A 13141-nucleotide genomic window follows, 5' to 3' on the forward strand; every position below is an offset into this window, starting at 1 on the left:
GAGAGAGACGGCAGGTCCCCTGTCGTTCCTTCAGGCCGCCTTGCCTGAAGTGGGCTTGGTTCGCACAAGAAGCTCGATCTCACAGTCCAAGATGTGCAAGAGAGACAAGAGTTGATCGACCGATTTGCGGTAGTTCGTCTGGTCCAGCAGACGGTAGAGCTGCGTCGGGGATGTATGCAGCCGGCGAATGATCTCCCGTTTCGAGAGGGGACTCGCGCGTACCCTTTTCTGCGCCTCGACCGTCAGCTTATACAACAGCGCATCGCGCAAGTAGCGCGAGTCTTGGTTGTATTCCAACACCTGCTCACTGTGGACCGTACCCCCATTGCCTGATTCCAACACATAACTGAACCCTTCCCCTCCCAGTTCCTTATCGACAGAGACGCTGACGATCGGATTGGTGCCGGTCGGTTGAGGATCGACCTTGCAGTAGGGAAGCCAAAACGACTGTTTCGAGGACTTTACGAGGAAAGCCTTTCTGCGATTGTTAGAGGTGACCGATCGAATTTTCATAGCGCCCCCTCGGAGTCCAGTTCTTCGATCAGCATGCGCACTCGCCGCGTGGCCTTGCCGAGCATCGGCTGGTTGTTATCCAGATCCCACTTCACGATGAGCACTCCATCGCGATACACATGCACGTGCCGAGGAGAATGGTCGCTCTTCCACGTTAGGAAGAGGTAGCCGCCCCGGCGAACCTTGCCCATACCGTAGTGCTACCTCAGGAGGTAACAGTTGTCAAGTGCGACTCGGGCTTGTACGCTTCTTGGGGTCGAAGGCCTTTGCGGAGCCAGACGTGGCGGCTCTGGCTGCCCGCGATCGGGCCTACGCCCAGGAAATTACTGTCTTTTGGGGGGGGGACGAAGTCATCGCCGCCACGATGGGACCCTAGTCCCGAACGACCAGCGAGCCAATCACATAGGAACTGGGTCTGCTCGACTTGGTTCCTCGTAGCCGAACCTCCGACACATCGCGCACATGCTCACGAATGGTCCAGGTGTTGCCGGCTTTCAGCTCAGGCCAGTACCACCAGGTGCCGTCGCGTTTCCGGAACCAGAGTTGAATCGATGTATCGGACAGGACTGAAATTGATTCCATGTCGAAATACATGGGTGCATGATTGTCGAGATTGCCGACCCAGATTTTGATCCACTGATTCTGATTGTGGGAGGACAGGACGCGGGGAGTCTTCGTCCAATCGACATCGGTGCATTTAAAGTCCACCAGTTTGCCGAACCCTTTACCAAGCCCGTCTCCCGGATCCGGAAGGGTGTAGCATTCGACCCCTCCTTCCATGCTCAAATGGAAATGAGTGTGGCCGATGGTGTCGAGGTTGACATCGCTTCGTGAACAACGTTGGCGGTAGGCCCAGCAGTCGCTATGTTTCGACGAATCACACATCTGCAAGGGCCCGAATCCGATTCGGGTCGTCCTGTATGCCAGCGTTGATCTGGCCTGACCATAAATATGTTCCAGCGCGGCCTCATTGTCGAAATTGACCAGGCATTGTTGTGGATTGCTGCCGTTGGGACGGGCTTGGACGACCTTGGGAGGTTGACTCTCCCGCTCTCGTTCAGCCGATTGCTCGGGTGAGGCTTGCGTCGGGGGAACCAGAGGATTCACCGGCTTCAGTTGACCACAGGCTCCTAGGAATGCCGCCAAAGCCACACAGCCAGCCAGCCTGAGACTATGTCCATTGACCTGAACTGATGAGCGCATCGTTTCTCCTTTCCCTTAGCGCCAACGCGAGCCGGCACACCGCTTCTCATTCATCAACCTAACGTTTAGTTGCAGCAGGTTGAGCTGCGAGGCTTTCCGCTTATTTACTCATGAAAAAAACGCGTGGTATAGTCCGTCGCCCTGAGCCTGAATCGGCAGCATTGTCTCAGGGAGATGGATTGATTGCAATGGATTGAGGGAACCAGTATGGCGATTGAAGTTCCGGTCAAGTTATACCTTGATAAGCTCTTGAAGGACTGCAGGAATGTCGCGGTCGGTCTGGCTCTGCTTCAAGGTCCCGTGAAGGCGAGGGCGCTGCATGCCGTGGCCGACCGGGTTGCTGCTGACGAAGATGGTATTCTCGCGGAAAACGCCAAAGATGTCGAGGCGGTCGGAAAGTCCTTTGAGAAGGCCGACACGAAAGATCGGGTGAAGGCTGCCGTCTCTCGCGTACGCATGACGGCGGACCACATCAAGGAGATCGTGGATCGACTTCACGTTATCGCCGATCTGCCGGACCCTGTCGGCGCCGTGACGTCGCGACGGGAACGTCCGGATGGGTTGCAGGTCTCCCGGGTGAGGGTGCCGATCGGAGTGATCGGCGTGATCTCCGAACGGAGTCCGCTCGTCACAGTGGAATCGATCGCGCTCTGTCTGAAATCCGGCAACCTCTGTGTGTTTCGCGGTGCTCCGGAATGGAAGTTGACGCATCAGGCGATCGATGCACGATTTCGGGAAGCGGCAACGGAGAACGGGATACCCGCTGGAGCCTGGGTACTCATCGATCGCCAAGAGAAGGAAGTCGCGCTCGATCTGATGCGCTCGGGGAAATCCCTCGATGCGATCATCGTGCGAGGCGGAGCCGGTTTACGAAAGACAGTTGCAGAGCAAGCCAGGGTGCCGGTGCTCTGCAATGACGGGGGCCTCACGCATTTGTACGTCGATGCAGACCTCGACATGTCCGTCGCGCAAAACCTGGTGATCAACTCGAAGGTGCAGCAGGCGGGAGCCTCCAACGCGCTGGATACCTTGCTGGTGCAGCAGGTCGTGGCACGGCAATTCTTGCCTCCATTAATCAACCGCCTATTGGACCAGTTCAAGGTAGAAGTGCATGCCTGCCCGAAGACGGTCGCGCTCATGGGGCAAATGGCGATGACGGGACATACCGCGATCATTCCAGCGACGGATGCCGATTGGCAGACCCAGTTCGCCGGTCCGACCCTGGCCGTCAGAATGGTCGAAGACCTCGATGAGGCGCTGGCCCATATCAACAGGCACGGTCCCTGTCTCACCGCTGGAATCGCCACCACGCGCTACGACTCCGCCATGCGATTCACCAGGGAAGTCGATGCCGGCGCGGTGCTGGTGAACGCATCAACCAGGCTGCATGCGGGCGATAGTTTCGGGATGGGGAGCGACCTGGGGCTGAGCCTGGGGAGATTGCATGCGAAAGGTCCGATCGGTCTGGAGCAGCTGACCTGCGAGAAGTATGTGGCGTTCGGAGCGGGCCAACTTCGGTTGCCGCATCCTGTTCCGGAAACCTACTTTGATGCCATCATGCTCAAGAGACCGTGAAACGTATCTCGTAACCCCTCACCCCTTGCTCCTCGCGCCTTACGACTCGATGCCATAAGCCATCAGCTATATGCTCTGTTCTTCGGACGAGATACGGGCGGCGCTCCGCGAGCATCTCGCATGGTGGGGGCTCAGGCACTTCACATCCGACCGCGAGTATTTTGCATGGCAGCGGCAGCAGTTCTCCTCGGAAGATCTTCAGCAGCTCGCGCGCCACGTCGAACGAAAACGCAGAGGCGATCGTCGCGACGAGATCGCTTTTTACGATCTCGCGGCGCAACCGAAGCTCTATCCCGTCCTCTATAGTCAACGCTACGAATATTACGAGGAGATTGGTCTGCGGACGACAGCCCACCTCGGCCAGGCGAAAGAGGTACTCGATTTTGGCTGTGGTATCGGAGTGTTGACGATCTTCTATGCCCGTCTCTTCCCGGAGAAGAATTTTGTCGGTGTCGACCGGTCATCCGCTTCCATCGCCGTTGCACAGGAAAAGGCGGACAAGCTTGGGTTGCGCAACGTACGATTTGAGTGCGTGGATGTGGAAGATGAGCCGCTCTCAGGTGCGTACGATCTCGTGGCGGCGACGCATGCGCTGGTGCAGGCTGAACAAGACCGCGGTCTTCCGAGCCGCAGTTGGCGGACCTTCGAACGAGGACAGGATCCCTCGCAGCAGCTGTCATTTGAACGGCGGACAGGGCTCGCGATTCGACTAGACCGGTTGTGCCGGGTCCTGAACCAATCCGGCCGCATGATTGGGAGTGAGAAAACGCGGCAGTTGGCCAGAAGAGTGCCGTTTCAGCGCGCGTTGGCGAACAGAGGGCTTCAGCTCGTCGAGTGCCCGGCCATGATCCGGTATCGAACCGTCGAAGAATTGGTGGACGACGGCCCCTATTATGTGCTTGATCGGAAAGGCGAAGCGGCTCTGAACTGGGATGAGCAGCCGGAACGGGATCAAGGACAGCGCTTCGAACCGGACGCCGTTTCGATGTCAGCCGGGGATGTCAACGTCCCGCTCTACGAGAATCATTGGCCTTCGGCTCAAACGGCTTGGGAACAATTGAAAGATCGGAAGGTCGGCAGCGAGACCACCCGCCAAGCAGCCGATGGACGACAAGTGCATGCCGAGCGTGGCCGCTCTCGCGGGTGGCAGTATCTTTACTGTGCTAACACCTTCGATCAACGGCAACTGGTCATCGTCGAAGAGGCTCGTTCTGCGATGCTCGATGAGTACTACCAGGAAATCCTACGTGGGCTCCCCTAGGAAAGCTACTGGCTGGTACTGGCCTGCCTGGTGGCCCAGGTTCCACAATCCATACATGGCCGATATTCCCCTTGCAATCGTTTTCTACCCTCGCTAACCTTGGGCTTCTCCCCAACAGATCCTAGGCAGTCGGTCGGTCGCTTTCTCGTTTGTGTTCGTTCCCGGTGTGAATTGGAAGGAGGAATCACCATGAAAGCGGCACGCACCATGGTTATTGTCGCCCTGAGTCTGGTCAGTATCGGTTGCGCGACTCCGCCCGAAGTCAAACAGGCTTTGATCGACAAGGATCAGGCCTATGCCGAGAACGAACGGCTGATGCAGCAGTACCGTGAGTTGGTGAGCAACGTCACCAAACGGCATCAGCAGTGGTATCGCTATGTTCAAGCTCGACTGAAGCTGAACCTGGCGCTGCAATGGGCCACCACGAACCCCACACTGACCGACGTGGCCGACGAGGACTTGACGAAAGACGATGCCGATCTGTTAGGTCCCGAGGTGATCTCGCTGATCAACGAGATTCGCCTGAAAAATTTGCCGGAGCGAAAAGGGCCTACCGGAGAGATCGTCTTCCAGGCTGGTGCTGGGGATATGAATAATCTCTTGCAGAAATTTCCCGAACTGATCGGACGAGTCGAGCAGCGCGTTGAAAAAGATTCGCAGGCGGCGTCGACGGTCGATCTGACGGCGTTCGATCAATATCGCACCAATGTGGAAGCGCTTCGCCGAATCAATGCCATCATTAAACATTACTTGGATATCGACGTGACCTTGTCGCGCGACGACGTTCAGTCGGTGGCGGAGGCCGTGCGCGCGTTGCGCCGGTGATGCGCCGGGATGTGTGAGCGGAAGGAGATCAGCATGATCGGACGAGCCGTAGCCGTAGCCGTGACGGTCGGGCTCATTCTCATGAGCCTTGTGGGATGCCACTCGATTCACAGCGATGCGGTCCGCGATCTCCTCCAGAAGGAAGGCGCCAAAATTGATGCGGCCCAGACCAATATCGATCTGTTCCAGAAAGAAACCGAGGCGCGCATCACGTTCTTGGAGCAGGCGCGCAGCGCACTCCATGAGAGTTTCAAGGCGTTGCAAGCGCAGGAAGCCAAGCATCAATTCGTCCTTTCCTCGTACCGGAATATCGCGAGCAAGAAAGACGAGGCGGCGTACGCAGCGGCCTATCTGGTCGGTCAAATGTACCTGGTTGAATATCAGGGACTGGAAAAAGCGGTGTGGGATCAATTTGAAGAAGATTTCTGCGGCTTGCGCGATACGGCCAACGCCTTGAACGATTCGTGGAAACGGACCGCGACGATTCATGCTCAATTGAAGCGGTATGCCGACGAATCGGCTCTGGCGTCCGTCGACCCCGAGTTTGTATCGGCGTTGATCGAGCAGGCTCCGGGACAATCCGAGCGCATCAGGGAGGTGCTGAATCGTTCACGGACCGTCAACGATGCCCTGGAAGAAGTGACGGGCTCGCGCATCATCCGTCTGAGGGCTCTGGAACGGGCGCATACCTTTACCGCCGACTTGGTCGACCTTCTGGACAAACTGAAGAAGGACGACGGGCAATAGCAGGATGCTCAAAAAGGCTGTCCAGCAAGGCCGCAGCGAGCGAAGGGACGAGGCGTACGCTTCGGTACGTTGAGTCTCTGAGCGATGCGAGAACGCCGCTGGTAGACTTTTTCAGCATCCTGATAGCGGAGGCACCATGGAGCTCAGTATCGGGGGGGTCGTCGGATTCTTACGAGACAATGATAGCCTGATCAAGCAGTTGATGGAAACAGGCGAGAGCGCGAATCAGGAAATCAGCGATCTCTCGGTCCAAGTCGACCATGCCCGTGATGAGGCCAAGGTCCTGGTCGATCAGGTAGGTGCCGTCGAATTCGCAGTAGGAAAACAGGATGAAACGAAGGTCCGTCAGCAGGCGCTGTTGGAAGCCGTTGCCGCACTGCGGAAGAAATTCGAAACCTATAAGAACGACCCGCTTCGACGCGGCATCTATGCGGCGGAAATCTCCAATCTCTACCTCCAGCTGGCCAACACGTTTAATAACGAAACCGTGGCCCAAATCGTTCCGTTCAGCAACGACGAGATCGAAGCCTACAAGGAGTTGATGAAGAAAGCTGTGCTCGATGCGGCCTCTCGGAAAAAGCGGGCCGCCGTCATCAAGGCTGCTGCGCAGATCTCCAGGCTCGCTTTGGGAATTGCCGCAAAGTTGGCGGTGTAAGACTGTGATAGATCGAACGGAGTGGCAGGCTCTCTTTCTAGTGACGGTCATCGGCACCGGCTACGGTTGCAGCCTCGATGCATCCTCTCGGGGTCCGTTCGGTCCGGAAGATCCGGAGACACCTGTGCGGAAGGCCAGCCTGCCCGATAAGCCCCCATCGCCGCACGTACTCCAATTTACCGGTGATGACACTACTGGTCACTACAAGCCTACCATGGTTGGTGCCGTCACGGATCCCGTGGTGAAGCGGTCCGCGAATGCTTCGGCTGTTTTGACCGCGAACGAGGTTGCAGCATTGCGGAAAGCCGCCGAAAGCGACCGTCGAGTCACAGCGCTTCTGGGAAGCCGATGGGCGTTCATCGACGCTGATCGCACACCACCCGAGGGCAAGGTTTCGTTTGGTTGTTGTCGTCACACAACAGGCCAGACCAGGCTGGTGTATTACAGTTACAGTCAAGATGTTGCAGTTGACGTCCGCATGAAGGAAATGAACCTGCTCACGGTCTCGCGTCTTGAAGGCTATCAACCCCCTGAGGGAGAGCAGGATGTACAGCGTGGGATCGAGTTGGCCAAAACGGATCCTCGTCTGGTCGGCAAGGTTGAGCAACTCCAAGGCCATGGATTGCTCATGCAACCGGACCGTGGGTTTTTCAGGAACGATCCCGGCTACGCCCACCGCACGATTTGGATCACCTTTTCTGAAGGGCAGGATGGAGATCCGAAATATTGGGCGGTCGTCGATTTGACCGAGGATAAGGTCTTGGAGGCTGGACAGGAACCGCCTCGGTCATGAACAGGAATGAAATGAAACGGATCTGGTGGAGCGCGGTGATCATGTTCTGCGCGTTCTCCCCGGCTCAGCCCCTGTTTGCCGAGACGCAATCGGAGCATGTGAACTGGGGACGTTGGAGTTTCGACTGGGAGGTTCGAGACAACACTGGACTGGCGTTGCGAAATGTGAAGTATGCGGATGAGCTGATTCTCAATAAGGCCAGCATGCCGGTCATCCGTGTCAAATATGTCAAGGAGCGTGTCTGGTGGAACCCCTTTACCTGGTTCGGTTCACGGGCCGACAGTGGACGGTGCGGGCCGTTTCAAGATCGCCTGCGGTGGCAGGACCTCGTGCCGATCGTGAACTGTGGCAATCAGAAAGTCTGCATGGCCAACGCCACTCAGAATAATGTGAACTGGCTTGAAGTGGGAACGTACGCTCGGATCGGTGAATATCACATTTATCAATCGTGGCATCTGTCGGAAGACGGCGAGCTCCGTCCCGTGCTCCACAGCCGAGGGCTGTCTTGCAACACCAACCATGATCATCATCCCTACTGGCGGTTTGATTTCGACATCAACGGCAACGGCATGGATCAGGTGTTCGTCCATGAAGGGGGAGGGCCGGATCGAGGTTGGGGACCGGGCTGGCGGAAATATCTGAATGAACGGAACGATATCAAAATTCCAGCGCTCAACAAAACATGGCTGGTCCGCGACCAACTGAACGGTCATGGTGTCTGGATCTTGCCTGGTACTGGGTATGCTCCATTAAAGGACGATGGAGAACGAGACAAGTTTGCCGATTTCGATGTGGCGATCAGGCGGGCCAACGCGAGCGAGGATGTGCCGTGGAGTTTCGGAGCGCGTGGCCAGCTGGGATATGACGAGGATAACCAGGGAGTGCAAGAGCAAGACATCGTGTTCTGGTACGTCGCCCACCTGCCTCATATGTCCGCCTTGGGGCCGACCAAATGGCTAGCCTTAGGTCCCATCCTCCGCGTGCAGCGCTAGGAATTGGTTTTCAAACTATTGGACAATAAGGGTTATACCGCCCAGTCCGGTTCTTATGATGGACGTAGCATTGCTTATGCCTGTGCCAGCTCGGTTCGACCTTGATTCTCGCTATTGACAATGACCCTCCAACAGGAGTATGGAGAAAATAGTCCAGTGACTTGTCGTCAGTGAAATGCTTCGAGTCATTCCTTAGCAGGAGGAGGTGGAGATGGAAGACCTGAGTCCACCGGATCACGTCGGCCCGCCGAACCATGGGCGGGTGCCTCGCCAGTCATGCTAGCCTTTCTCCATCGGCCGTCGTCTTCCCCGCGTAGGGGGGTTAATCCTTAGATGTGCTGTGAGGAGGTTCAGGTTTGGCGTAAAAGCATGATCGCTGGTAATTCGATTCATTATTCATAAAGAAGCACCCTCATCCCGTCCTTCGCGCGGGTCCTCAAGAGAAGAGATTCATCCGGCGTCCTAAGCGCCATGCGCGGGCGACCTCGTATTCAGAGAGGTCGCCCGTAGCGTTACTCGTAGTTTTTGCATGGCTTGAAGACGGAGAAAGTCACCCGAGGCTCATACACTGTCCCGGTTTATGCTACCAAACGTAAGGAAGAAAGGAGTCGGTCATGGACAGTAGCTTCTTAATATTCGTATTCGTCATGCTCGGGATTCTCCTGGGCGGGTTCGTCGTCTACAAGAAGAGCCAGTAACTCGCGGTCACGAACGGTTGTCTAATTGAAGCGGCTTGCAGCCAACAGCACCGGTTGCGAGTGCCGAACCGTCAGTAATGAGCGGCGTCATTGAACGGATGCAGGTGTGAGGAAATCGTCACTAATGCGCCGGTGCATGGCGGTTAAGTTTTTGATGTGACGAGGCGCAAGAACCTTCCCCCACTCATTGTCTATTCTGAAACCTCCTGTGAGCCAATCTTTCTCGGGAATCTTGCCGGCCGCTTCTGCGTAGCCGGTCGTGTGACAATCATTGCATCCGGCGATCTTGATGACATACCTCGCCCAATTCTCGGTTTGCTCATCCAATGGCGAAGCTTGACTGCTTGTGAGTGTTTTCTCACCAGCGAATGTTGCAGTGACCATGACTCCAACGAATAACAGGCAGAGCGTTGACGTTCGGACGATCTGACACTTGAGGATGGTTCTTTTTCCCTCGTCGATGTGGAGGCCGGTCAAGAGGAACGGATTTCAGTATTCGTCTATTTCGTCGGTCTCATCGAGCATCTCCGCCGTGATCTCATCGGCCTCGGAGTCCCATTGAGCCAGTGGAATGCCTTTGGCTTTTAAAATGGCTTCCTGCTCTGTTCCTGCGGCTGTCGTCAGTTCATACGTGACAGTTTGCCTGACTTGAAACATTCTCATAAGTATTCCCCTTTGAACGTCTAAAATCTGATCACAGGTTTTGCCTCGGGTAACCCGTGCATTGTAATCGATCCGGTCATGGATACTATAGAGAGTGTTCAACTACGATGTCATGTTCCAAGACCTGCGGCTGTTGTCTTGACTCCATTTCCGTTGCTTTGCTAGAGTGACCAATCCAGGTCTAAGCGATTGAAAGTCCACTGTTTCCGAATTGTTCCACCAGCAATCTGAGGGCAACACCGTGAAGAAAGCTTGGCTTTTCGATGACACCTGTACATGCAATCCGTTCCTTCTCTGTATCGAAGGGCTTCAGGGAGAATGGGGTGGCGGAGATGTGGTGGCGGAAGAAGAATTGCCGTTGCCCCCGAAGAACGTTCAAGCAACACCAGGCAATGGGCGCATCACCGTTACCTGGGATCCGGTTCCGGATGCCATGTACTACAATCTCTACTTTCAGACGACCAAGGGTGTCCAGATCAAGTTCTCGGAGCTGACTCGTCCCATCGCCGGTCCCGAGGATTTCAAAAGCGTGATCGGAGTGAAAAAAGACAAGGCGACCTGCCTGGAAGGGGCCTCTAGTCCCTACGTCCATGACGACCTTGCCAACGGCAGCTGTTACCACTATGTCGTCACAGTCGTCACTCCGAAAGGGGAAAGTCCTGAATCGCAAGAAGTGATGGCTATCCCATCGCCCTATCTCCTTGCCATGGTCGTCGGCTGTGAAGGAGCGGGCGACGGAGAGTTGAGCTCGCCCACGGGGATCGCGCTTGACAAGGACGGCAACATCTACGTGGCTGATACCGACAACCATTCGGTCCAAAAATTCGATAAGTCTGGAAAGTTCTTGGCCCGATGGGGCGGTGAGCCCGGTTCACAGGAAGGCCAGTTTTACTACCCTCGCGGATTGGCTGTCGGGTCGGACGATGCCGTGTACGTGGCCGATAGCGGCAACAATCGGGTGCAGAAGTTCGATCTCGAGGGCAATGTGCAGAAGGCGTGGGGCAAGTTCGGGTTCGCCTGGCGTGGGGCCGACATGGGGCGCTTCGACGTACCCTGGGGCATTACGACGGACCAAGAGGGCAATGTGTACGTGTCCGACACGAGCAACGCGCGCATTCAAAAATTCCAGGCCGACGGCCAACCGCTGTTGAAGTGGGGCCGTGACGGCAGCTTCGACGGCGCCTTCTTTTTTCCGCGCGGCGTGGCGGTGGATTTCGTCGGTAACATCTATGTCGCCGACGAGAGCAACAGCCGAATCCAAAAATTCGATGCCCGCGGAAGTTTCTTAGCCAAGTGGGGACGAGAGGGTCAGGGACCCGGACAGTTCAAGTCTCCGTGGGGCATCGCCTGTGACGCGTTGGGCAACGTCTATGTCGTCGACAGCGGCAACCACCGGATTCAGAAGTTCGACGGCAACGGCACCTTCCTCTGCTCGTTCGGGAATCGCGGGAAAACAGAGGGGCAGGTTAATTTCCCCTACGGCATCGCGGTGGATAAGGAAGGCGCGGTGTACGTCGTCGATAGCGGCAACAACCGTGTCCTCAAGTATGTGCCGACCGAAGAAGAGATGAATCGTGGGAAGGACCAGCCGACGCAAGCAGTGGAAGCCGGGGCGGTGCAGCCACCCCGCAGCCTTGCCGTCAAGGCCGGTGACACGGAAGTCTTCCTGAGCTGGATGGAAGTGTCCGGCATTCAGTCCTACAATCTCTATTTCAGCACCTCGCCCCATGTCACGCTTGAGGGCGCGACGAAGATCGAAGGCGTGACGAACCCCTACACGCATGAAGGTCTCACCAACGATACCCCCTATTTTTATGCGGTGACCGCGTTGTTCGAGGACGGGACGGAGAGCGGACTGTCGGAAGAAGTGACGGCGACGCCCGTGCTCATCGATATCACGGCGCCACAGAATCCCTACGCGGTGATCAATCATGGGGCCTTCATGACGAATTCTCACGATGTCGTGGTGACGATTTCGGCGACTGATTTGGATTCGGGCGTCGGGGCCTATTTTATTTCAGAAAGTCCGCTCACACCGATGGCTGGGACTCCCGGGTGGGTAGATGCAACGCCGGCGATCAAGTTTGGAGCCACGATTCCGTTCATTCTCTCGCCAGGGGACGGACCCAAAACCATTTATGTGTGGTTCAAAGACATCGGCAACAATGTCTCCACGCCGGCCGGTACCACAATTTTGGTCAATACATCGGGCTATCTCTGCGTCTCGAAATGGGGGAAGCCGGGACGGGGCGCATCGCTGTTGCACGGCGGAGAGTTTATGGCGCCGATGTACGGACTGTGCGTCGATCAGCAGGGATCGATGTTTGTCGTCGACAACGGCAACAATCGCGTACAAAAGTTCGACAATGCCGGGAACTTCATCATTCTGTGGGGGAGTTTCGGCTCGGCCAATTCGAATTTTCACAATCCCACCGGCATCGCCTGCGACGGCAAGGGCGATGTCTGGGTGGTGGATACCAACAACCACCGGGTTCAAAAGTTCGACGGCAAGCTCGGCGGCTATCTCATGAAGTTCGGTTCGCGCGGAAACGGTGAAGGACAATTTAATGCACCCTGGGGGATTGCCGTCGACCGCGTGCGCGGCTATCTCTACGTCGTCGACAGCGCCAATTTCCGTGTGCAGAAATTCGACATGTCCGGTGAGTTCATCATGGCCTGGGGTGGCTTCGGCAATGGGGACGGGCAGTTCTATTTCCCACGCGGGGTGGCGGTCGATCCGGAGGATGGGGCGGTCTATGTGGTCGACATGGGAAACCACCGCATCCAGAAATTCGACACCAGCACCAATGTCTTGCCGCAACTGTTGACGAAGTGGGGAGGCAGTCCGGTGGCCGGGCACGCCAGCAGTTCTTTGGCACAGGAGGCCGGTCAATTGCGCTCTCCCTGGGGTGTCACCGTCGACGGAGCCGGGGATGTTTACGTGACGGATACCGGAAATCATCGGATCGAGAAGTTCGACCGCGAGGGCAATTTCATCACCCAGTGGGGCGGGTTCGGCAACGGGGACGGGCAATTCAATTTTCCATATGGGATCGCCGTCGACGCGAAGGGGAGCGTCTTTGTCGTGGACAGCGGCAACACGCGGGTGCAGCAGTTCATGCCGTCCGAAGAGGGCAGCGAACGATTGCAGGACGAGGCCGAGGAGCTGGCCGAGCTGGAAAGTGCGCAACGAACGCGGAAAGAGTGAAGGGGGAG

The 13141-nt window shown here is 56.6% G+C and carries 14 protein-coding genes; 9 read left to right on the top strand and 5 right to left on the bottom strand.

From position 1 onward, the window contains the following. Positions 1 to 30 precede the first annotated feature (30 nt). A complete protein-coding gene (locus P0119_21985) occupies positions 31 to 513 on the bottom strand; it encodes a hypothetical protein (GenBank protein ID MDF0668731.1) in 483 nt (160 codons plus the stop codon). Beyond that, positions 510 to 704, bottom strand: coding sequence for a hypothetical protein (locus P0119_21990; GenBank protein ID MDF0668732.1), 195 nt, complete (start codon positions 702 to 704; stop codon positions 510 to 512). Before P0119_21990 ends, P0119_21985 begins: the two co-directional genes overlap by 4 nt. Positions 705 to 739: 35 nt before the next feature. On the opposite strand from P0119_21990, the gene P0119_21995 reads away from it, so the two are divergent. Further along, entirely contained in the window at positions 740 to 889 is a 150-nt protein-coding gene (locus tag P0119_21995) for a hypothetical protein (GenBank protein ID MDF0668733.1), read from the top strand. Here the strand turns inward: P0119_21995 and P0119_22000 are convergent. Next, positions 886 to 1716 carry a hypothetical protein gene (locus tag P0119_22000; GenBank protein ID MDF0668734.1) on the bottom strand — a complete coding sequence of 277 codons (831 nt, stop codon included), beginning with the start codon at positions 1714 to 1716 and terminating at the stop codon, positions 886 to 888. The two genes, P0119_21995 and P0119_22000, sit on opposite strands and share 4 nt — an antisense overlap. Before the next feature lie 207 nt (positions 1717 to 1923). Here P0119_22000 and P0119_22005 point away from each other — a divergent pair, with 207 nt between their 5' ends. From P0119_22005 to P0119_22035, 7 genes are all read left to right on the top strand, one after another. Beyond that, entirely contained in the window at positions 1924 to 3291 is a 1368-nt protein-coding gene (locus tag P0119_22005; protein ID MDF0668735.1) for a glutamate-5-semialdehyde dehydrogenase, read from the top strand. 70 nt (positions 3292 to 3361) lie between these two features. Beyond that, positions 3362 to 4552, top strand: a complete 1191-nt coding sequence (locus P0119_22010) for a methyltransferase domain-containing protein (GenBank protein MDF0668736.1) — start codon at positions 3362 to 3364, stop codon at positions 4550 to 4552. Positions 4553 to 4741: 189 nt separating this feature from the next. Beyond that, positions 4742 to 5377 (top strand): hypothetical protein, encoded by a 636-nt coding sequence (locus tag P0119_22015; protein ID MDF0668737.1) that lies wholly within the window; start codon positions 4742 to 4744, stop codon positions 5375 to 5377. Positions 5378 to 5410: 33 nt separating this feature from the next. Further along, on the top strand, positions 5411 to 6124 hold the full coding sequence (locus P0119_22020) for a hypothetical protein (protein MDF0668738.1): 714 nt from the start codon (positions 5411 to 5413) through the stop codon (positions 6122 to 6124). 136 nt (positions 6125 to 6260) lie between these two features. After that, positions 6261 to 6779 (top strand): hypothetical protein, encoded by a 519-nt coding sequence (locus P0119_22025; protein ID MDF0668739.1) that lies wholly within the window; start codon positions 6261 to 6263, stop codon positions 6777 to 6779. Between the two features lie 4 nt (positions 6780 to 6783). Continuing rightward, entirely contained in the window at positions 6784 to 7572 is a 789-nt protein-coding gene (locus tag P0119_22030; GenBank protein ID MDF0668740.1) for a hypothetical protein, read from the top strand. 11 nt (positions 7573 to 7583) lie between these two features. Then, entirely contained in the window at positions 7584 to 8564 is a 981-nt protein-coding gene (locus tag P0119_22035) for a hypothetical protein (GenBank protein ID MDF0668741.1), read from the top strand. A 785-nt stretch (positions 8565 to 9349) separates the two neighbouring features. On the opposite strand, the gene P0119_22040 is transcribed toward P0119_22035, so the two are convergent. Continuing rightward, complete coding sequence (locus P0119_22040) at positions 9350 to 9646, bottom strand: hypothetical protein (protein MDF0668742.1); 297 nt, start codon at positions 9644 to 9646, stop codon at positions 9350 to 9352. A gap of 105 nt (positions 9647 to 9751) precedes the next feature. Next, positions 9752 to 9925, bottom strand: coding sequence for a hypothetical protein (locus P0119_22045; protein ID MDF0668743.1), 174 nt, complete (start codon positions 9923 to 9925; stop codon positions 9752 to 9754). Between the two features lie 241 nt (positions 9926 to 10166). On the opposite strand from P0119_22045, the gene P0119_22050 reads away from it, so the two are divergent. After that, positions 10167 to 13133, top strand: a complete 2967-nt coding sequence (locus P0119_22050; protein MDF0668744.1) for a 6-bladed beta-propeller — start codon at positions 10167 to 10169, stop codon at positions 13131 to 13133. Positions 13134 to 13141 lie beyond the last annotated feature (8 nt).

It is taken from the genome of Nitrospira sp. (assembly GCA_029194665.1).
Taxonomy (GTDB): Bacteria; Nitrospirota; Nitrospiria; order Nitrospirales; family Nitrospiraceae; genus Nitrospira_D.